Source organism: Ruegeria sp. E8, assembly GCF_056533985.1.
This window is the reverse complement of record NZ_JBQFOY010000007.1, coordinates 180,144-199,515: the sequence shown is the minus strand read 5'-3', so window position 1 is coordinate 199,515 and position 19,372 is coordinate 180,144. Positions and strand designations below refer to the sequence as shown.

18 protein-coding genes and 1 pseudogene are annotated in these 19,372 nt (G+C 57.0%); 8 read left to right on the top strand and 11 right to left on the bottom strand.

The annotated features are described in order from the left end of the window. The 5 genes from ACR0LF_RS12130 to ACR0LF_RS12110 form a co-directional block, all read left to right on the top strand. On the top strand, positions 1-256 hold a 256-nt coding region (locus ACR0LF_RS12130), incomplete at its 5' end, for a hypothetical protein (protein WP_480856349.1). Between the two features lie 199 nt (positions 257-455). Next, positions 456-1,406, top strand: a complete 951-nt coding sequence (locus tag ACR0LF_RS12125) for an ABC transporter substrate-binding protein (RefSeq protein ID WP_480579588.1) — start codon at positions 456-458, stop codon at positions 1,404-1,406. A 79-nt stretch (positions 1,407-1,485) separates the two neighbouring features. Then, positions 1,486-2,523: a quaternary amine ABC transporter ATP-binding protein gene (locus tag ACR0LF_RS12120; RefSeq protein ID WP_480579590.1), complete on the top strand. Its 1,038-nt coding sequence runs from the start codon at positions 1,486-1,488 to the stop codon at positions 2,521-2,523. Continuing rightward, complete coding sequence (locus tag ACR0LF_RS12115) at positions 2,516-4,105, top strand: ABC transporter permease (RefSeq protein ID WP_480579592.1); 1,590 nt, start codon at positions 2,516-2,518, stop codon at positions 4,103-4,105. Before ACR0LF_RS12120 ends, ACR0LF_RS12115 begins: the two co-directional genes overlap by 8 nt. Before the next feature lie 54 nt (positions 4,106-4,159). Continuing rightward, positions 4,160-5,140, top strand: coding sequence for an arginase family protein (locus tag ACR0LF_RS12110; RefSeq protein WP_480579594.1), 981 nt, complete (start codon positions 4,160-4,162; stop codon positions 5,138-5,140). Here the strand turns inward: ACR0LF_RS12110 and ACR0LF_RS12105 are convergent. Together ACR0LF_RS12105 and ACR0LF_RS12100 are read right to left on the bottom strand one after the other, a co-directional pair. Next, the gene (locus ACR0LF_RS12105) at positions 5,137-6,108 is read right to left on the bottom strand and encodes an agmatinase (RefSeq protein ID WP_480579596.1); all 972 of its coding nucleotides are present in this window, start codon (positions 6,106-6,108) and stop codon (positions 5,137-5,139) included. The two genes, ACR0LF_RS12110 and ACR0LF_RS12105, sit on opposite strands and share 4 nt — an antisense overlap. A 71-nt stretch (positions 6,109-6,179) precedes the next feature. After that, positions 6,180-7,700 carry a trimethylamine methyltransferase family protein gene (locus tag ACR0LF_RS12100; protein WP_480579598.1) on the bottom strand — a complete coding sequence of 507 codons (1,521 nt, stop codon included), beginning with the start codon at positions 7,698-7,700 and terminating at the stop codon, positions 6,180-6,182. Between the two features lie 183 nt (positions 7,701-7,883). Between ACR0LF_RS12100 and ACR0LF_RS12095 the strand changes: the two genes are divergently transcribed. Together ACR0LF_RS12095 and ACR0LF_RS12090 are read left to right on the top strand one after the other, a co-directional pair. Continuing rightward, positions 7,884-10,319: a GcvT family protein gene (locus ACR0LF_RS12095; RefSeq protein WP_480579599.1), complete on the top strand. Its 2,436-nt coding sequence runs from the start codon at positions 7,884-7,886 to the stop codon at positions 10,317-10,319. Between the two features lie 90 nt (positions 10,320-10,409). Then, positions 10,410-11,381, top strand: coding sequence for a LysR family transcriptional regulator (locus ACR0LF_RS12090; RefSeq protein WP_480579601.1), 972 nt, complete (start codon positions 10,410-10,412; stop codon positions 11,379-11,381). Positions 11,382-11,415: 34 nt separating this feature from the next. Here ACR0LF_RS12090 and dxs read toward each other — a convergent pair whose 3' ends face one another. From dxs to ACR0LF_RS12060, 6 genes are all read right to left on the bottom strand, one after another. Continuing rightward, entirely contained in the window at positions 11,416-13,344 is a 1,929-nt protein-coding gene (dxs, locus tag ACR0LF_RS12085) for a 1-deoxy-D-xylulose-5-phosphate synthase (RefSeq protein ID WP_480579603.1), read from the bottom strand. Positions 13,345-13,360: 16 nt separating this feature from the next. After that, positions 13,361-14,227: a polyprenyl synthetase family protein gene (locus ACR0LF_RS12080; protein WP_480579605.1), complete on the bottom strand. Its 867-nt coding sequence runs from the start codon at positions 14,225-14,227 to the stop codon at positions 13,361-13,363. Further along, positions 14,228-14,470, bottom strand: coding sequence for an exodeoxyribonuclease VII small subunit (locus ACR0LF_RS12075; RefSeq protein WP_480579607.1), 243 nt, complete (start codon positions 14,468-14,470; stop codon positions 14,228-14,230). Next, positions 14,467-15,393, bottom strand: coding sequence for a histone deacetylase family protein (locus ACR0LF_RS12070; RefSeq protein WP_480579609.1), 927 nt, complete (start codon positions 15,391-15,393; stop codon positions 14,467-14,469). The genes ACR0LF_RS12075 and ACR0LF_RS12070 overlap by 4 nt, the downstream gene beginning before the upstream one ends. A gap of 69 nt (positions 15,394-15,462) precedes the next feature. Next, positions 15,463-16,164 (bottom strand): response regulator, encoded by a 702-nt coding sequence (locus ACR0LF_RS12065; RefSeq protein ID WP_480579611.1) that lies wholly within the window; start codon positions 16,162-16,164, stop codon positions 15,463-15,465. Next, positions 16,161-16,673 (bottom strand): MarR family winged helix-turn-helix transcriptional regulator, encoded by a 513-nt coding sequence (locus ACR0LF_RS12060; protein ID WP_480579613.1) that lies wholly within the window; start codon positions 16,671-16,673, stop codon positions 16,161-16,163. The genes ACR0LF_RS12065 and ACR0LF_RS12060 overlap by 4 nt, the downstream gene beginning before the upstream one ends. 157 nt (positions 16,674-16,830) lie before the next feature. Between ACR0LF_RS12060 and ACR0LF_RS12055 the strand changes: the two genes are divergently transcribed. Next, entirely contained in the window at positions 16,831-17,697 is an 867-nt protein-coding gene (locus ACR0LF_RS12055) for a branched-chain amino acid aminotransferase (RefSeq protein ID WP_480579615.1), read from the top strand. 5 nt (positions 17,698-17,702) lie between these two features. Here ACR0LF_RS12055 and ACR0LF_RS12050 read toward each other — a convergent pair whose 3' ends face one another. From ACR0LF_RS12050 to ACR0LF_RS12040, 3 genes and pseudogenes are all read right to left on the bottom strand, one after another. Further along, positions 17,703-18,476 (bottom strand): SDR family oxidoreductase, encoded by a 774-nt coding sequence (locus tag ACR0LF_RS12050; RefSeq protein ID WP_480579950.1) that lies wholly within the window; start codon positions 18,474-18,476, stop codon positions 17,703-17,705. Between the two features lie 7 nt (positions 18,477-18,483). Further along, positions 18,484-18,597: pseudogene (locus tag ACR0LF_RS12045) on the bottom strand (NmrA family NAD(P)-binding protein); the annotation flags it as partial. A 408-nt stretch (positions 18,598-19,005) separates the two neighbouring features. Beyond that, entirely contained in the window at positions 19,006-19,371 is a 366-nt protein-coding gene (locus ACR0LF_RS12040) for a DUF1304 family protein (protein WP_480579617.1), read from the bottom strand. Position 19,372 lies beyond the last annotated feature (1 nt).

Here is a 19,372-nt window from a genome sequence, read left to right as displayed (position 1 = left end):
ATTGATCCACTGGATCAATCGCTTAACGTCTTCACCTCGTCAGGCTCATAACCTGAAGGTCAGAGGGTCAAAGCCTAACACCAAAACCAAACTTCTAGATCGGATATCAAACACTTATACGCCGCCTTCGCGCGGTGTTTTTATTTGTGGTAAGGTAACTGCGGCAAGTAAGTTTAAATGGGACAAAACCTCACCGGTTTCAAAGCATTTAAGTCACCGGCGCTTATCTTATATTACTGAAACTGATCTTCGATAATTTCGCATCTAATAGTTAGAACAACGTATCACTTGATGGGCAGCGCGCTCGCGTGTTTGACTTTCATGGTCATGTCAGCCGCCAATATCGCTGGCCAAAAAGACCAAAAAGCAAAAGCTACAAAAATAATCAAAAGCGCACCACCGTTCGTAACGGTGAGAAAATCAAGCGCTGAAGCTGTCCAACATGGAGATATCAGATGAAAAAAACTGCGACGCTACTGGGAAGTGCCTCGATTGTGATCGCCGGGCCGGCCTTGGCCGCGGATATCGTGATCGGTGTGCCGAACTGGGCCTCGGTGAATGCCACGGCACATATTCTTGAGGTTGTTATCGAAGAAAACCTGGGCCTAGACGTGGAATTGCAAAACGGTACCAATCCTATTGTCTTTGAGGCGATGGACAGCGGCTCGATGCATGTCCACCCTGAGGTCTGGATGCCGAACCAGCAAAACCTGCATGACACCTATGTCAAAGACAATGGCACGGTCGTCATGAATCAAAAACCGGTTCAGGCAGAGCAGGGTATGTGCGTGCCGACCTATGTCGCGGAACAACATGGCATCAAGTCAATCGATGACCTGAGTGACCCGGACAAGGTGGCGATCTTTGACACCGACGGGAATGGAACGCCCGAGGTCTGGATCGGTGCGCCGGGCTGGGCTTCGACCGTGGTCGAAAAGATACGTGCCAAGTCATATGGGTATGACCAGATATTCGATCTGACCGAGTACGAAGAAACCATTGCTTATGCCAATTTGGCAAATGCGACCAAGGCGGGCGATCCGTGGATCGGGTTCTGCTATAGCCCTCACTATATCTTCGTGACGCAGGATCTGACTGTTCTGGAAGAACCAGCCCATGACCCGGCCACCTGGACAATTGTTCAGCCCACGGATGACCCGGATTGGTTGGCCAAATCCGAGGCATCCTCGGCCTGGAACGGCGCGACGCTTCACCTGCATTACGCAAAAGAGCTGGAAGAGAGTTATCCCGAAGTGGCCGCTCTGTTCAGCAATTATCAGATGACCGGGGATGATCTGAGCGCGATGGGCAAGGCTCTGGCCGTCGATAACGTCGAAGCAGCTGATTTCGCCAAAGAATGGGTGGCTGCGAATGAAGACACCGTTATTGGCTGGCTAACAAACTAAACCACCACTCTTGGGGCCGTCGCGGTAATTCGCGGCGGCCTCTTTTCATTTGGACAGGGCAATGCCCTGCGGGGGATAAATGGAAGAACCTGTCGTAAAATTAGAAAATGTTTGGAAAATTTTCGGGTCTCGGGCAGAAGAGGCAATGGAGGCAGTCCGAAACGAAGGCATAGGCAAGCCAGAGGTTCTGGAGCGGTTCAACTGTGTCGTGGGCGTTCAGGGTGCCACGTTCGAAGTGCCGAGAGGCGAGATATTCTGCATCATGGGCCTGTCCGGTTCGGGCAAATCCACATTGGTGCGACATGTGAACCGATTGATCGAGCCGACAGCTGGCCGGATCGAAATTCTGGGTCACGATGTTTCCAAGCTTTCGGAATCCGAGCTGCGTCGCATTCGCGCCCAGCAAATCGGTATGGTGTTTCAACATATGGCGCTGATGCCGCACCGTTCGGTGCGCGATAACGTGGCTTATCCTTTGGAGATCCGAAAGGTCCCTAAATCGAAACGCTGGGCTGTATCCGATCACGCATTGAGCTTGGTAAACCTGACGGGCTACGAAGACCGGTTACCCAAGGAACTTTCGGGCGGGATGCAGCAACGTGTGGGGATCGCACGGGCGCTGGCGTCGGATCCGGAAATCCTGTTGATGGATGAACCTTTTTCCGCCCTTGATCCGCTGATCCGCCTGCAATTGCAGGACCAGTTCAAAGCTCTCGTGGCGCAGCTCAAGAAAACCACGCTGTTCATCACACACGATCTGGATGAAGCTATACGCATCGGCCACCGCATTGCGATTATGAAAGACGGTGTGATCGTTCAGATTGGTACACCAGAAGATATCGTCATGAACCCGTCCGATGATTACGTGCGGGAATTTGTTCAGGGCATCTCCAAGCTCAAACTGGTCAAAGCGCATTCCATCATGGAGCCGATGGAGAGCTATTCCGGAACACTCGACGGAGCGCCCCGGGCAGATGAAGGTGCGGATTTGGATCAACTGATCGATCTCGCAGTGAATTCTGAGCTGCCGGTCGTCATCACGGATGCGGGTAGTGATGTGGGTGTCGTGACCAAGCCGCGTCTGCTGCGGGGTATTCAGGGGGGCAAGAATGACTGATGCAGCCACAGAGATGAAAGTAACAGCCGCCTCAGATATCGAAGTGGATCGCGAGACGCTGGATCTTTCAATCAAAGAGTTCGCGGGTCCGAATGGAGACTACTACGTCAACGCCTTCCACAAGATCCACGACGCCACCAGTGCTATTCCCAACACGTTCAATATGTGGGCGGCTGTGCTTGGGCCGTTCTGGTCCGCGTCACGCGCAATTTGGGGCATGTTCTGGACCTTCTTGATCCTCGAGATCATTGCGTGGGTCCAAATCGGCAGAGGTGCCTGGGGCAATCCCGGCGCGGATTTCGCGGACCGTGCTGCACGTCAGCAGGAACGCGCGGCAGAACTATTGGCCCGGGCGGCGGATGCCACTGAACAGGCTGATATTGATCGTTTCACCAAACTGGCCGAGAATATTCAGAAAGCGGCGGATACAAGTCTGGAAAGGGCTCTGGCTGCGCAGTCCGAGGCCACGGGTATCCTGATCACCGGGTTGTTGATGTTGCTGGTGTTCAAGGCCGTCCAAGGGTTCTACGCCGACCGCGTCTACGAAAAACAGTATTCGAATTGGCGCATCAACCCAGACAGCACGGAAAGTGGACGCTCGACCCGAAACACAGTTCTGGGTGCTGTTCTTGTCGGCGCTATCGGGCCCTTAATCGTTTACAAGTTCACTGTAAACGCTTCGCTTCCGTTGTTGGATGCGTTCCCCGAACAGCAAGTATCCGCGATGATTTTGGGCGAGGGCAACGGCACACTGTTCTCAAGCCTGGCGAGCTGGATGGAAGCCAGGATCGACGCAGCTGCGGCAGCAGGCGGTGACATCTTCGACGGGATCGTGGCGGGTGTGCGTTCGGTGCTTGATGCGCTGACCATTGCGCTTATCGGCTCACCCTGGCCGGTGGTCATGCTGGTTATCTGTGTAACAGCCTGGCGTGCGGCGGGGCCGAGAGTTGCGATCTTCACTGCGTCTTCCTTGGCGTATATCGCATTGCTGGGGTACTGGGACGTGGCGATGGAAACCGTTGCTCTGGTTGGTGCGGCGGTGCTGCTTTGCGTGATCTTCGGCATTCCGCTGGGCATTTGGTTCGGTAAGTCGCAGCGCGCGTATCGTGCGGCGGAACCGGTTCTGGACCTGATGCAAACGCTTCCGGCCTTCGTGTATCTCATCCCGATCATTGCCTTCTTTGGCACCGGTAACCCGCCGGGCATTCTGGCCACGATCATCTTCGGTATGCCGCCGGTTATTCGATTGACGGCCTTGGGTATGCGTGGGGTTCCAGAGAGCATCAAAGAGGCTGCCGTCGCCTTTGGGGCCTCGAAATGGCAACTGCTGAAGGACGTTGAGATCCCGCTTGCCTTGCCATCGATCATGACAGGTGTGAACCAGACCATCCTGATGTGTCTGTCCATGGTCGTGATCATTTCGCTGATTGGCGGTGGCGGTCTGGGCAAGGAAATCCTTGAGGCGTTGCAATATGCCGCCAAGGGGCCGGGCCTGCTGGGCGGTTTTGCAATTCTGTTCCTCGCCATGGTTATGGACCGGATCGTGCAAGGCGCGTTCCGGAGGGAAGACGAAAAAATCTAAACGCAAGCGCCCCCGGATCCAATCGGGGGCGTTTTTCTTTGACCGGAGGTGTAAATGGCCGACCGCTATGAACAGTCTATGATGGACAACCTGTATTGGTGGGGCATTCCGACGATGTTTCGTTGTCCCAATGTCGGACCAGAGGGGCAGGATATCGCTTTGGTGGGCGTACCGCATTCAACGGGTAACGGCACAACAGAGAGAGACCAGCATCTGGGGCCGCGCGCCTTGCGGCACGTCTCGGCTGTTCAGCGCAGAGTGCATTCGGTTTTCGAGATCGACCCATGGAACAGCGCACGAATTGCCGATGTCGGGGACGTTCCGTTCCCAAGGGCGAATGACAACGAAGACTGCATCGAACGGATCACCGAATTCTACAAGGATATCGATGCGGCCGGCGCACGCCCGGTTTCTATCGGCGGCGATCATTCTATCACCGGTGGTATAGTGCAGGCCTTGGGGTGTGGAAAACTGTCCGGTGGGGAACCTGTCAGCTTCCTGCATCTGGACGCCCATACGGACGTTTTTACCAAGGTTGATCACTTTCTGGGGGCCAAGAAATCGGCGGCACATTGGGGTGCGTATCTGGCCGATCAAGGGCAGGTAGATCCAACCCGTTCGATGCAGATCGGGTTGCGGGGCCACCCACGCAGTCTGGACTGGCTGCAACCGTCCTACGACTACGGCTATAACATCGTCACAATGCGCGAGTTTCGTCAGCGCGGGTTGGAGGACGTCGTGGCCCAGACCAAAGAGGTGCTGGGCGACCGACCTGTTTACATCACGTTCGATCTGGATTGTCTTGACCCGACCGTAGCGCCCGCAGTCTCCAACCTAGAACCGGGCGAGAAGGGGTTTGACATTGACGAGGCGGTAGGACTCCTGCGCGCGGCGCGCGGGTTGAATATCGTGGGCGGAGATGTGGTCTGCATGATGCCCACCAAAGACAGCCCCAACAACATCACCGCCCTGACTGCCGCGGCAGTGATGTTCGAGATGATTTCAATGATCGCCGAGAAGGTCGCCGCGGATTAACCGCGGCGCGCAACGACGGCCTGAGCCAGAACGCAAAGCAGTTCGAACATCAGCGAGATACCAAGCCACGCTGTGCCACCTTCGGGGTCGAAGGGCGGCGCCACTTCGACAAGGTCGGCACCAACCAGGTTCAGGCCGGACATCTTTCGAATGACCTGCTGGGCCTGAAAACTGTTGGGCCCGCCAATTTCCGGTGTGCCGGTTCCGGGTGCGTACGTCGGGTCTACGAAGTCGATGTCATAGGTGCAGTAGGTCGGCTCGGTGCCGACGATGCTGCGCACTTCGGTCATCACGTCGTCGATGCCCCGGTCGAACAGCTCTTCGATGCGGATGATACGGATGCCCTGCGCCTCACCCCATTCGATATCTTCGGTGTTGTACGCTGTGCCCCGGATTCCAACCTGAACAAAGCGTTTGGGGTCGACCAGCCCTTCTTCAACCGCACGACGGAATGGGGTGCCGTGCGTGAACTTGTGGCCGCCGAAATAGGTGTCGAACAAGTCCGTGTGACTGTCGAACTGGATCAGGCCAACCGGCCCCGAAGCAGCCAGGGCACGCAGGACGGGAAGGGTGGTCAGGTGATCCCCCCCGGCCGTCAAGGGCGCGATATTGCGCGCCTTCAGGTTCGAATAGAAACGCGTGACCCGATCCAGCGTGTCATCAATGTCGACCGGGTTGGGCGCGACATCGCCGAGATCCGCGCAATTCACCAGCGAGAAGGGCGCGACGCCCGTGACCGGGTTCATCGCCCGGATCATCGTGGAATAGTCCCGCAATTGCCGCGGGCCATGCCGTGCACCTGGACGATTGGTGGTGCCACCGTCCCAAGGAATGCCAACAATGCCCAGTTCGACTTCTGAGATGCGTTCGTGATCCAGATCCATAATAGGTAGGCGCATGAATGAGGGAACGCCCGCAAACCGAGCGAGCTCCATGGCTGATACCGGCTGAAAAAATGAATCGGTCATTTAGTCTGTCCTCTTTGGGTCCTTCGGTGATCCTAGCGGCTCATCTGCCGACGTGGGACGCCTGTCCTTAGTCAGGTCAGTATGCGAAAACGCCTGCGAATTGCGGCATCTTGCTCCGGCGTGAGATATTCAGGGTAATGCGTTCGCAAGACGTCCTGAGCGACCTGCCGGGCGGACGACCACGCATCCATCGCGCCTTCGGTTTGCCAAGTGCGTGGCTCCTGACGGTCGGCCAGTTGCGGGTAGAAGTAATCTCGCTCCATCGCTTCATATGTGTGTGCGCTGCCAAGAAAGTGCCCGTCACCCAAAACCGATTTGCAAATGGCGTCGAAGCCGAGGTTCGCTTCGGTGACCTCGATCCCGCGCAAAACCCGATAGGTGTGAGAGTGCATTTCGTTGTCCAGAACAAAGGCCTCGAAACTTGCGCCCAGCAAGGACGCAGTCATCCCCGAACTTTCATAGATCAGATTGCCACCCGCCAAGGCCGCTGCAAGCGACGTGGTGCCTTTTTCCGCCCCGTATTGGGCATCAATAGCCTTGGCATCTGCCATCGAAGCGGCCACGCCCGATGGCAATCCCAGCCAGTTCGTGATCTGCGCCGAAGCTGCATTCAGGATCGCAGTCTCTCCGCTGCCTCCGGCAAATGAACCGGTCCTGAGGTCGACTATGAAAGGCCAGTTGGAAAAGACCATTGGAAAACCGGGTTCGATCGTGTTGACCATCACTAGGCTGGCGAGCGTCTCAGCCAGAGATTGCGCCAGAAACCCGGCCAGCGTCGCCGGGGCAGTTGCCCCTGCTTGAGCAGCGGTGATGCAGGACATCGGTATGTTATAGGCGATGCATTCATAAACGACGTCCACGGCGTCTTCACCATATCGCATCGGTGAAATGACCGGGCTTATATGAGCTTTCAGAAACGGGCGTTTGGCAAACTCACCAACCCCTCCGGCGACGATGTCCAGCATCTCGACAATAGGGGCGACATGTTCTGCCAAGGTGAAAGAGGTGGCCACTGGCTTGGTTGTGTTACGCACCAGGGCGTAAACCGTGTTGACGTCCAGATCGAACACATCGGGGACGTCCGTTGCCACGCAGCACCGGGTGAACCAGCTGACATTGGCCAGCGTGTCCTGCAACCGGGTAAAGTCGTGCAGATCGACCAATGTGGACGGGCGATAAAGCCCGCTGTCCATATCGAGTGTCTGAACAGCAGCGCCACCGGTGCCAAAGTACACACGATCCCCGCCCACCTCGATGGACCGGCTTTCATCACGGCCGTGCAACACGAAACGCTTGGCCGCGGAATTGATGACCTGTTGGACCATGGAACGTGGGAAAACCAGCCGGTCCTGTTCCCGGTCCTGCGCCCCCGCCGCTCTGAGATCGGCGGCAAGCCTGTCTGGTACGTTGCCCATGCCCAGCTCTTCCAGCAACCGCAGGGCAGTCTCGAAAATCTGCTCGATTTCCGATTGGGTCAATGGCTTGTATGCGCCACCTGTCTGACCGGGTGGGCAGGGATCGAAAACGGGCTTGGCCGCACGCTGCGCGTGCCGCGCCTTTCGACCGCTGCGTTTCGAGCCCTCGGATGGCATCTGTCTCAATCCCTTTGCTTCTTCGTTGCACCGTACGGTGCAAAACACACCGGCATCAAAGGAGAATTGCCGATTTCAGAATCCGAAATCCCTGTTTCGATTTTCCAATACCGACGTTTGTCCGGTTGTCTGCCCAACCCGTTATTCAGCAAGACTTGTGCGGAAACCGAGGGAGCACAGCCAATGAAATCACGTACCAAAGTCGTTGTGATCGGTGGTGGAATCGCCGGATGTTCGACGCTGTACCACCTGACCCAAGAGGGGTGGACAGATGTGGTTTTGGTTGAACGGAACGAACTGACCTCGGGCACGACCTGGCATTCGGCGGCGCAGGTCACAAATTTCGGGATGAACCAGACTATGGTGGGTCTGAAGTCTCATTCGATCCGGCTGTACAAAGAACTGGCCGAGGATCCGGACTACCCGATCAACTACCATCACGGAGATGGCGGGATACGTCTGGCGAATACAGATGCGCAAATGCAGGGATATCGCCACTTTGCGTCCATGGCGCGGGGCATGGATGTGCATTTCGAAGTGATTGACGCAGACGAATGCGCCCGCCGCCACCCGTTGATTTCAACCGACAACCTGGTCGGTGGGCTTTGGGACCCGATGGACGGTGATATCGACCCGGCCCAATTGTGCCAGGCCTTGGCGCGTCGGGCACGTAAAGCCGGGGCCGAGGTGTACCGAAACACGCCTGTGACTGCATTGACGCAGCACAGCGATGACACCTGGACCGTGCATACCGAGCACGGAGACATCGACTGTGACATCGTCGTTAACGCCTGTGGCTACCGGGTCAACGAAGTGGGCGCCATGATGGGGGTTCATCATCCCGTGTCGTCCATGGAACATCAGTATTTTCTGACCGAAGAAATTGAGGCCATCCGGGACGCCGGGCATCGGATGCCGCTGCTGCGCTGCCCGATCAGCGACTATTATTGCCGACAGGAAAAGAACGGTCTTTTGGTCGGATTCTACGAGCAGGAATGCAAGACATGGGGTATGGACGGGATCGACCCGAACTTCGTGAACGCACTTTGCCCGGATGATCTGGACCGTGTAACCGATGTGCTCGAAGGCGCCTTTGCGCGGATGCCTGCCTTGATGGAGGTTGGCATTCACACCGTGGTCAACGGGCCTATTACCTATACGATCGATGGTGCCCCTCTGGTTGGTCCGATCCCGGGCAAGCGCAACGCGTATTGCATCATTGGCCTGCGGGCCGGTCTGGGCGAAGGCGGCGGGCACGGGTGGCTGCTGGCACAGCAGATTGTGCATGGCGAGGCGTGTTATGACACCTGGTGCCTCGACCCACGGAGGTTTACAGGCCATGCCAATGTAGAACTCACGGCGCTCAAGGCGATTGAGGATTATCAGAACGAATTCAGGTTCCACTTTCCACATGAACACCGCCCGGCTGGCCGACCCGCCAAGACGACACCTCTGACCCCCGTTCTCGCATCCGAAGGGGCGGAGTTTACGGTGGTTAACGGGTGGGAGAGGGTGGATTACATCAAACCCAACCCGGATTTCGCGCCCACACTCAGTTTCGATTTTGACGAAACCTTCGATCTGATCGCCGCCGAAGTCCAGAATGTTCGCACCGATGTCGGGTTGGCGGAAGTAAACGGGTTCAATCGGATTGAAATCACCGGCGCGGACAGGCACGCATTTCTGGATCGGATGTTTTGCGGCATTGTCGCCCGGCGCGAAGGGCGCGTTGGGTTGGGCTATCTGCTGAACCATCACGGGATGATCAAGGCGGAAGCGACCGTTGCCAACCTGCCTGCCAGCGCCCGGGGGCCAGAACGGGTTTGGTATGGCTCTGCCGCGGCGAGCGAGTATCACGACATGGATTGGTTGCGGCAGCATCTGCGCGATGATGAAGACGTTCAAATGCGCAGCCTGACGAATGATCAAACCATTCTGGTCTTGGCTGGCCCCAAGTCGCGCACTGTATTGTCAGCTTGTGCCAGAGGCGATTGGTCGGCTGATGCGTTTCCCTGGCTCAGCGTACGGGAATGCTTTGTCGGCATCGCTCCTGCCACAGTAATGAACCTGAGTTTCTCAGGAGAGTTGGCTTATGAAATCCATGTTCCAAACGCCTCTCTCTATGCAGCATATCTTGCGCTGCGCGAGGCTGGCGAAGCGCATGGGCTGAAGCTGTTTGGTGCCAGAGCGGTTGAGTCGATGCGCATGGAGAAAAGCTTTCTGCATTGGAAAGCCGATCTGATCACCGAATTTGATCCTTGGGAAACGGGGCTGGACAGGTTTGTGCGTTTGGAAAAGGGCGACTTCATTGGGCGCGAGGCGCTGGTAAGGCGACAGTCAGAAGGACATCGCCGTAAGTTGGTCCCGTTGCGTATTGATACGACTCACGGTCCGGCACATCCTGGCGCGTCTCTGATGCAGGGCGACAGGGTCGTGGGTACGATTACCTCGGGCGACTGGGGGCATCGCACAGGGCTGAGTCTGGCGCACGCCTTTGTTGAACCGGCTCTGGCGGAGGTTGGTCTCGAAATGGAGCTGGATAGGTGCGGGCAACGTTTCGGCGCGACGGTTATCAACCCAAGCCCATATGATCCGGAATTCGCACGTATGAAAGCATAGATTCGACCGTTTCGACCAACTTCATCATTGCCGCATGGGCAAAACTTTGCTTCGCTAGTTTCGAACAAATCGAAACAGTGGTCGGTTGCCGTGTCCAAATCTCTGAGCCTTCGATGGCTGGAAGTCTTCCAGCTGATCGCCAAATCCGGATCGATTCAGCAGGTCGCATCCGAAACAGGTCTGTCGATCAGCACAGTATCCAACCATCTGCGCAGCCTTGAAAACGCGTTAGGTATCGAACTGGTGGACCATGGACGCCGTCCAATGGGGCTAACCCCGGCAGGTGAAGTGTTCGCCCGATATGTTCGCGATGGTCTGACTGTTCTGAAACGTGGTGAGGCCGAAATCCGTACCGGTAACTGGCAACATGCGACGGACCTGCGATTGGCTTTGATCGATGACTTCGACAATCAGATCGCGCCCGACCTTGTTCGTTTTCTGGCTCAGGCCCTGCCGCGCTGCAACTTTCGCCATTTCACGCGCCCCAGCCACGAAATCCTCGCCAAACTTCAGGAACATAAAATTGACGTCGGCGTCGCCACAAGGCCGCCGGGTCGGACCGAGGGGCTGATCGAATACCCTTTGATGCGGGATCCTTTCATCGTCGTGCTGCCGAATAAGTTCGAAGGGTCGCCCGAAGATTTGTTTACCCCAGATGCGGAATTGCCGTTGCTGAGGTATTCGCGTGACTATGTGATCGGTAAACAGATCGAAATTCAGTTGGCCCGCAGCAAGTACAGCCTGCCCAACCGCTTCGAACTTGAGTGCAATCAGTCCATCATCGGTCTGGTCGCACAGGGCAGCGGATGGGCCATCACAACGGCTGCGTGTTTCCATCGAACGCAACGCTTTCACAACAGCGTCAAAGCAATGCCATTCCCGGGCAGGAACTTCGTTCGGACAGTGTCGCTGTTTACGACCGAAGTTTACCCCGCAACAACATCGGTGTTGATCCAGAAGGCTATGGGAAAACTGATCCGGCAGCATTTCACGAGACCGATGTGCGCCAGACACAATTGGCTGAAAAACGACTTCCGCACCATGGAGATGGAGAGCGCCTAGGACACTTCAACCGGGCCGTAACCGGGGAATGGAATTAGGCGCGCTTTTCCCCAATCGAAGCGACCCCGAGCACGTCCAGTACCTTGGCTTCGATCTGCTCGGCGTTCATGCCGGCCACAGCATACATGTCAGCCGGGCTGGCCTGATCGATGAAGGTATCGGGCAAGACCATCGAGCGGTATTTCAGCCCCTGATCAAATACGCCTTCATCCGCCAGAAGCTGCGCAACATGGCTGCCAAATCCACCAACTGCGCCTTCTTCGATGGTGATCAGGGCCTCGTGGTTGGTTGCCAGATCCAAAATGAGGTCGCGGTCCAGAGGTTTGGCAAAGCGGGCATCGGCAATGGTTGGGGTGATCCCCCTGGCTGCCAAAGCTTCGGCGGCTTTTTGCACCTCTGCCAGCCGGGTGCCGAAGGACAGCAAGGCAACCCGAGCACCGCTTTGGATCATGCGGCCTTTACCGATCTCCAGAACCTCGCCGCGTTCCGGCAGGTCGACGCCGACGCCTTCACCGCGCGGGTAGCGGAATGCAATTGGCCCGTCGTCATGCGCGACAGCAGTTGCCACCATGTGCATCAGTTCAGCCTCATCCGCAGCAGCCATAACGACCATGCCGGGCAGGTTGGACAGATAGGCGATATCGAACGATCCGGCATGGGTGGCCCCGTCGGCACCCACCAAACCAGCGCGGTCTATGGCAAAGCGGACAGGCAAACGCTGGATCGCCACATCGTGGACCACCTGGTCATACCCGCGCTGCAGGAAGGTCGAATACATCGCACAGAACGGCTTCATCCCTCCGGCGGCCAGCGCGGCCGAGAATGTCACGCCATGTTGTTCGGCAATCGCCACGTCAAAACAGCGTGACGGGTAGCGTTCGGCGAACAGGTTCAGCCCGGTACCGTCGGGCATTGCCGCAGTCACAGCCACGATCTTGTCGTCACGCGCGGCCTCATCGACCAACGTTTTTCCAAAGACTGACGTATAAGAAGGCGCGTTCGAGGGGGCTTTTTTCTGTTCCCCCGTCACCACATCGAATTTGGCGGTGGCGTGCCCCTTGTCGCGGGCTTGCTCGGCGGGGGCGTAGCCTTTGCCTTTTTTCGTCAAGACATGAATCAGGATCGGCCCGGTTGCCCTTGCTTTGACGGTGCGCAGGACCGGCAACAACTGGTCCAGATCATGCCCGTCGATGGGGCCGACATAGGAAAAACCCAGCTCCTCGAACAAGGTCCCGCCCATGGCCATGCCCTTCAGCATATCCTTGGCGCGCTTAGCCCCTTCGCGGAAGGGTTCCGGCAGCAGCGAGACCGCGCCTTTTGCGGCAGCTTTCAGATCGTGAAACGGCTCTTCGGCGTAAATGCGTGACAAGTAGCTGGACAAGGCACCGACAGGGGGCGCAATGCTCATCTCGTTGTCGTTCAGAACGACGATCAGGCGTTTCTTCAAGTGGCCTGCATTGTTCATCGCCTCAAAGGCCATCCCTGCGGACATTGAACCATCGCCGATCACGGCAATTGCGTCGCCTAACCCTTCGGGTGTCACGCCACCCAGATCCCGTGCCACGGCGAACCCCAAAGCTGCGCTGATCGATGTGCTGGAATGGGCCGCGCCGAATGGATCATACGGGCTTTCGCTGCGCTTGGTGAAGCCGCTGAGGCCGTCCTTCATGCGCAAAGTCCGGATGCGGTCTCGCCGTTCGGTCAGTATCTTATGCGGATAGCATTGATGGCCGACGTCCCAGATGATCTTGTCGCGCGGCGTGTCAAAGACCGCGTGCAATGCGGTCGTCAGTTCGACCACACCCAACCCTGCGCCCAGATGCCCGCCCGTGACGGACACGGCCGAGATCGTCTCGGCCCGCAACTCCTGTGCAACCTGATGCAGCTGTGCGTCCGAGAACTGCTTGAGATCCGCAGGTCGGTTCACAAGATCCAGCAGGGGCGTGTTGGGGCGGTCAGACATTTGGCGCGTTCCTGGCTTAGCTGTCCCGGGCAATAACGAAGCGGGCGGCTTCCTTCAAGGTTTCAGCCTTCGGGCCATACCCGTCCAAAGCGGTGCAGGCTTGATCCACCAGCTCGCCTGCACGGGCTTTGGCGGCGTTCAGACCCAGCAGCGAAACGAATGTGGCTTTGCCTGCCTCAGCATCCTTTTGCAAACGCTTGCCCGCCTTTTCCGCATCACCTTCAACATCAAGGATGTCATCAGCGATTTGAAAAGCAAGGCCCAGTGCCCGGGCATATTGGCGCAACGGTTCCGGATCGGACTGGGCCAGAATTGATCCAACACAAGCGGACCATTCGATCAAAGCGCCTGTCTTGCCCGCTTGCAACTGCGTGATTGCATCCAATGACAGCGGTTCGACAGCTGTTTCCGCGGCAATGTCCAGCGCTTGCCCCAGTACCATGCCCTGCGCGCCACTGGCCTTGGCCAGGGCCAAGGCAAGGTCGGCGCGAACATCTGCGGACCCAACTTCAGATCGTGTACAAAGCTCAAAGGCAAGGGTCTGCAGGGCATCTCCGGCCAATACAGCCGTTCCTTCGTTCCATTTCACATGAACGGTGGGCCGTCCTCGCCGCAGATCATCATCATCCATGCAGGGCAGATCGTCATGCACCAATGAATAGGCGTGCAGCGCCTCGATAGCGGTCGCAGGCCAGATCGCACGGTTTTCTTCAACATCGTGCAGACGGGCGCTTTCCAGCACCAGAAACCCACGCAAACGCTTGCCGCCCCGGGTGGCGTAAGCCATAGCGCGGGTCACATCCACATCTTCAAATGCGCTCAGAACCAGATCAAACTGGCTTTGAATGCTGGCCGCATCCTGCGCAAGTCTTTCGGGGAACATTCACATACCTTCGACGGGCGTCGTACCGGTCGGCTGACCATTCGCGTCCAGCGTGATCGCGGCCACTTTTTCCTCGGCCCGCTTCAGCTCGTCCTCACAGCGCTTTTTCAACGCAGCACCACGTTCGTACAATGCAATGGACTGGTCCAGCGCCACGTCGCCGCGTTCAAGCTGTCCGACCACGGACTCAAGCTCTTTCATCGCCTGTTCGAATGTCATCTGGTCTACAGGGGTCTCTGTCATCGGGCTGCCTTCATCAATTCTTCCACATGGGCGCGCGTGGCCTCAGCCAGTGCGTTCAGATCATACCCGCCTTCCAGAGTCGAGACGATACGTCCTTCACAGACCTCATCGGCAATCCTGCACAGCTCGGCCGTGATCCAGGTGAAATCTCCCGTGGACCAGTTCAGATTGGCCAGAGGGTCGTCCTGATGGGCGTCGAAACCGGCGGAAACGATGATCAGTTCCGGCCTGAAAGCCCGCAATCGCGGAAAGGCCTGGCGTTCATAGGCAGAGCGCATTTCTGACCCACCGCTGCCAGGGGCCAGCGGTATGTTCAGCACCGTATCGTGAACACCTGTCTCATCCGGGCGGCCTGATCCAGGCCATAGTGGCATCTGCTGGCTCGTGATCACCAAAGCCCGCGCTTCATCCCACAGCAGGTCTTGCGTGCCGTTGCCGTGATGGACGTCGAAATCAACCACTGCCACCCGACTCAGCCCGTGATGATCCAGCGCATGTTTTGCCGCCAATGCGGCATTTCCGAACAGGCAAAACCCCATGGCCGTCTCGGTTTCGGCATGGTGCCCCGGCGGACGAATGGCACAAAAGGCGTTCGACGCCTCGCCACTCAAAACCAGATCGACTGCCCGCACAGCTGCGCCCGCTGCGCGATAAGCCGCGTCAACCGAACCCGGAGACATGAACGTATCCCCGTCGATTTGTGCAAATCCGTCAGCTGGGCGCGTGGATCGAATATCCCGAATGTAGTTATCCGGATGCACACGCAGAAGATCATCATCCGCCGCCAGCGGAGCTGTCACCCGTTTCAGGTCCAACCCCTCCAACGCATGCAGGATATGTTCCAGCCGCGCTACCCGCTCGGGGTGGCCGTCGGGTGTTACATGGCCCAGACAATCGGCATGGGTCAAAAGTGCAGTCGTCATTGGGATCCCATCTTCATCTGGCTAAAAATATCCTCGCCGAAGGCCTAAAAACGCCGCGCAGCGGCTCGGTTAATCTGGCGCCAGCATATACCCTGCGCCCCGCACAGTCTGCAAATAGCGTGGCTGCTTCGGATCCTGCTCGATCTTTCGTCGCAAGCGCGTGATCTGAACGTCCACGGCACGTTCCTGCGCCTGGCCTTTGTCGCGTCCCAGATCCTCGACCAGCTTCGCACGGCTGATCGGCTCGCCGGGTTGGGCTGAAAAGATCTTCATCAACTGGCTTTCGGTCGCAGTCAGACGCACCGGATCTTCGCCCTGCCACATCTCGCCACGCTCAATGTCGTACCGGATCGGGCCAAGGTTAAGGATTTTTGCCGCAGTTTCCTCGGCCGGAGTTTCAGGCATCCGGCGCAGGATCGCGTTGATCCGCAGCAGCAGTTCCTTTGGTTCGAACGGTTTTGCCAGGTAATCATCCGCTCCGGCCTCAAGGCCCGCGATCCGATGTTCTGTCTCACCCTTGGCGGTCAGCAGCAGGATCGGCGTCGAATGCGTTTCGCGCAATGCCCGGGTCATGCTGACACCGTCTTCGCCCGGCATCATCACGTCCATGACGATCATGTCGAAATCCAGCCCCGACAACACCCGCCGCGCATGGGCGGCATCCCGTGCGGCGGTGACCAGAAATCCGTTACGCATCAGGAATTTCTTGAGCAGGTCGCGAATGCGCTCGTCATCGTCAACAATCAGCAGATGGGCATCCATATCGCTCATGAGGTTGTATCCCGAAGTTTCGTGTAGGCATGACGCATATCAGCATCCATCATTGCTTCAAGCACTTTGCGAAATCCGGCCACGGCTTCGGGACCGGCATCCTTGTAGGCGGCGCGCATTCTGGCCCGCTGCGCATCTGACAGCGTGGTTTCCAGCGCTTGCCCCTTCTCAGTCAGAAATAGGTGGCGTTCGCGTTTGTCCACTGTGCCCACCCGGCTTTGGACCAGACCATCCTCGATCAGGGTCCGCAATACCCGATTCAGAGACTGTTTTGTTACCCCAAGGATCGCTAACAAGTTGTTGACCGTCGTCCCCGGCGCACGGTTTATAAAATGAATCGCACGGTGATGGGCCCGGCCATAAGCCATTTCGGTAAGAATGCGATCCGGGTCTGCGGTAAAGCCGCGATAGGCAAAGAACATCGCCTCGATCCCCTGCCGCAATTGCTCATCGGTCAAAAACAACAGGCTCTCGCCCCCATAACGCGGGGCCGGGCGGGTTTCGGACATATCATGCCTCATTTGTTACTCGGGCCGAGTTTATGTCAGCGTTATTGACATTCCAAGGGCAGAGCGGTATCGACTTTCAGTTTTTGCGCAATATTGTGTCCGTATCGGACCTAAGTGGCGCAACAATCGAAAATTCAACCCGGTTCAGGAGGTTCGCATGGCGGGGTATGATGATCGTGAAGGCACCATTTGGGTGGATGGTAAGCTGGTGCCCTGGCGAGAGGCCAATGTCCACATCCTGACCCACGCAATGCACTACGCGTCGTCCGTTTTCGAAGGTGAGCGTGCCTATAACGGCAAGATCTTCAAAAGCCGCGAACATTCCGAGCGTCTGATCGCCTCGGCCGAGGCTTTGGACATGCCGATGCCCTATTCGGTGGATGAAATCGAGGCGGCCAAGGAAGAAGCGCTGAAAGCCAGCGGTCTGCAGGACGCCTATGTACGTGCCCTGGTCTGGCGCGGCTCGGGCGAAGACATGGGTGTGGCATCGGCCAAGAACCCGGTACGCATGGCTGTCGCAGTCTGGCCCTGGGGCGCTTACTATGGCGACGCCAAGATGCAGGGTGCCAAGCTGGACATCGCGGAATGGAAACGTCCCAGCCCCGAAACCATCCCGGTTCATGCCAAGGCGGCGGGCCTTTACATGATCTGCACCATCTCCAAGCACAAAGCCGAAGCCAAAGGTTGCTCGGATGCTTTGTTCATGGACTGGCGCGGTTATGTGGCTGAAGCCACCGGTGCGAACGTCTTTTTCGTCAAAGACGGCGAGGTTCATACTCCTCTGGCCGACTGTTTCCTGAACGGCATCACCCGCCAGACAGTCATCCAGATGCTGAAGGACAAGGGCATCACCGTTCACGAGCGCCGCATCAAGCCCGAGGAAATGGCTGATTTCGAACAGTGCTGGCTGACCGGCACCGCGGCCGAGGTCACGCCGGTCGGACAGATCGGCGACTACACTTTCGAGGTTGGTGACCTGACCCGCGAAATTGCGGAAGACTACGAAAAGCTGGTCCGCTCCTAAGCGCTTTAAAGCCCCGCTCCGGCGGGGTTTTTCTTGTGTAGACCGCTTGATGAGTTGAGCGGCGCGCATAGGTTGCGCATCTTTGGCTTTAGCATCCCCTTTGGTTGTCCAGGAAACTCAGCACGACACGGAACACTACATATTTTTGAAACAACACGGTGAGCGCTGGGCGACAGAAGATGCCGCAATCGACACACGCTTACCGACCCCAGTACACGGTGGCGATGAGGGCTGGTGGAAGCCGGTCGCCGCCTCAGTGTACGTCTTGGCCTGCTGGCCCTGGACGGCAAATTCTTTGTTTTTGGCCGCGTCATTGCCGATGGCATTGAAGACCAGTTCCGCCAGATCACTGGAATTGGTGAACCAAATTGGATGACGTGACTTCCGATAACGGCCAGTTGGTTTTCCGTCAGGAATTTAGGCAGCGAATCCAGGAAGAACGAGCAATAGAAGAATGTGTATGGAATGCCGAACGCCTTGATGGCATCGATCCCGCCCTTGCGGATCGCGTTGGTGCCATAGGCCATGCCCTTGGTTGAAAACTCAGGGTACGCGTAGTCGACCCCGGCAATTTGCATGATGTGCTGAACGCCAGCCTCTTTCGCGGCCGCAACGATATTGATCACGCCTTCCCGTTCGGTGTGGAAGGGTAAGGTGGTGTCCAGCGTCTCGGTGTTCAATGTAATGTATAGCGTCTCGGTGCCCTGCAAAGCCGACGTCAGGCTGGCCCGATCCGACACGTCGCCTTGAACGTGCTGGACAACGTCGGGCGAAAACAGATTTCACCTTCATCGGATCTCGCACGATAGCGGTTACTTTCGCGCCTTTTTCAACAAGCTTCGCAGTCACGCGATGCCCCAGGTGTCCTGTAGCACCGATGATGGTGATCTTCTTGGTCATAGGGATTTCTCCTGTTTCAGCTTCGCTTCTACAGGTTGGTCTGCAATGCGTTTAGTTATGATCCATCGATTTGGCAGATACTTTTCGGGCAAAGAATTGGTCGAACCTGGCAAATGCAACAAAAGATGTGCTGATTTACCGTATCCGCGGCCTATACCCACTAGCACGAAGCAACTCTGGCCTTGCAAAGTCAGTTTGCTGCGTCTTGCGCCAGGTGTGGCATCGGTGAGTTGGGGTCAAGAGCTGACCATAAAGAGCGCGCAGCATCTGACTGATTGATCAGATGAATGGTCGTCGTCTTCGGGGCACAATGGACCTTCAAACATCTCGCAACGTGCTGCGGTGTAGATCGGCAAAAGCTGCCATTCGCTGTGGACGCAAGTCCCCTATTCAATACCAATCTGAAAATTATGTGAAAAAAATCAACGACAGCAAAGCAACAGCTGCCGGTAGAAGACGACCCACCATGATGACCATACTTTTTGTGCCCAAATATCCAATGACAGCGGTGAACATGATGAGTGCAAGCACTGTTAGTTGAACATCTTGCTGAGGGCTTTCCTCTAGCCGAAAACTCATACCCAGCCCTATCGCGATGCTCAAATTATAAGAAGCAAAGCTTGTACCCACCGGTTTGGTACTCTCCACAGCCTTGGGATCTTCAATTTTCAGAAGCCGACTGGCGACAAAAGGCCAGAAGAAAGCCTGCATGCCAGCGAATACGACATGGCCGAGGATCACAATCCAAATCATGATTTGAACAAAGTTTTCCATA

What these genes read in the sequence shown, in the direction of transcription:
- ACR0LF_RS12125 (WP_480579588.1), top strand. Translation starts at nt 456, where the DNA reads ATGAAAAAAACTGCGACGCTACTGGGAAGTGCCTCGATTGTGATCGCC.
- ACR0LF_RS12120 (WP_480579590.1), top strand. Translation starts at nt 1,486, where the DNA reads ATGGAAGAACCTGTCGTAAAATTAGAAAATGTTTGGAAAATTTTCGGG.
- ACR0LF_RS12115 (WP_480579592.1), top strand. Translation starts at nt 2,516, where the DNA reads ATGACTGATGCAGCCACAGAGATGAAAGTAACAGCCGCCTCAGATATC.
- ACR0LF_RS12110 (WP_480579594.1), top strand. Translation starts at nt 4,160, where the DNA reads ATGGCCGACCGCTATGAACAGTCTATGATGGACAACCTGTATTGGTGG.
- ACR0LF_RS12105 (WP_480579596.1), bottom strand. Translation starts at nt 6,108, where the DNA reads ATGACCGATTCATTTTTTCAGCCGGTATCAGCCATGGAGCTCGCTCGG.
- ACR0LF_RS12100 (WP_480579598.1), bottom strand. Translation starts at nt 7,700, where the DNA reads ATGCCATCCGAGGGCTCGAAACGCAGCGGTCGAAAGGCGCGGCACGCG.
- ACR0LF_RS12095 (WP_480579599.1), top strand. Translation starts at nt 7,884, where the DNA reads ATGAAATCACGTACCAAAGTCGTTGTGATCGGTGGTGGAATCGCCGGA.
- dxs (WP_480579603.1), bottom strand. Translation starts at nt 13,344, where the DNA reads ATGTCTGACCGCCCCAACACGCCCCTGCTGGATCTTGTGAACCGACCT.
- ACR0LF_RS12080 (WP_480579605.1), bottom strand. Translation starts at nt 14,227, where the DNA reads ATGTTCCCCGAAAGACTTGCGCAGGATGCGGCCAGCATTCAAAGCCAG.
- ACR0LF_RS12075 (WP_480579607.1), bottom strand. Translation starts at nt 14,470, where the DNA reads ATGACAGAGACCCCTGTAGACCAGATGACATTCGAACAGGCGATGAAA.
- ACR0LF_RS12070 (WP_480579609.1), bottom strand. Translation starts at nt 15,393, where the DNA reads ATGACGACTGCACTTTTGACCCATGCCGATTGTCTGGGCCATGTAACA.
- ACR0LF_RS12065 (WP_480579611.1), bottom strand. Translation starts at nt 16,164, where the DNA reads ATGAGCGATATGGATGCCCATCTGCTGATTGTTGACGATGACGAGCGC.
- ACR0LF_RS12060 (WP_480579613.1), bottom strand. Translation starts at nt 16,673, where the DNA reads ATGTCCGAAACCCGCCCGGCCCCGCGTTATGGGGGCGAGAGCCTGTTG.
- ACR0LF_RS12055 (WP_480579615.1), top strand. Translation starts at nt 16,831, where the DNA reads ATGGCGGGGTATGATGATCGTGAAGGCACCATTTGGGTGGATGGTAAG.
- ACR0LF_RS12040 (WP_480579617.1), bottom strand. Translation starts at nt 19,371, where the DNA reads ATGGAAAACTTTGTTCAAATCATGATTTGGATTGTGATCCTCGGCCAT.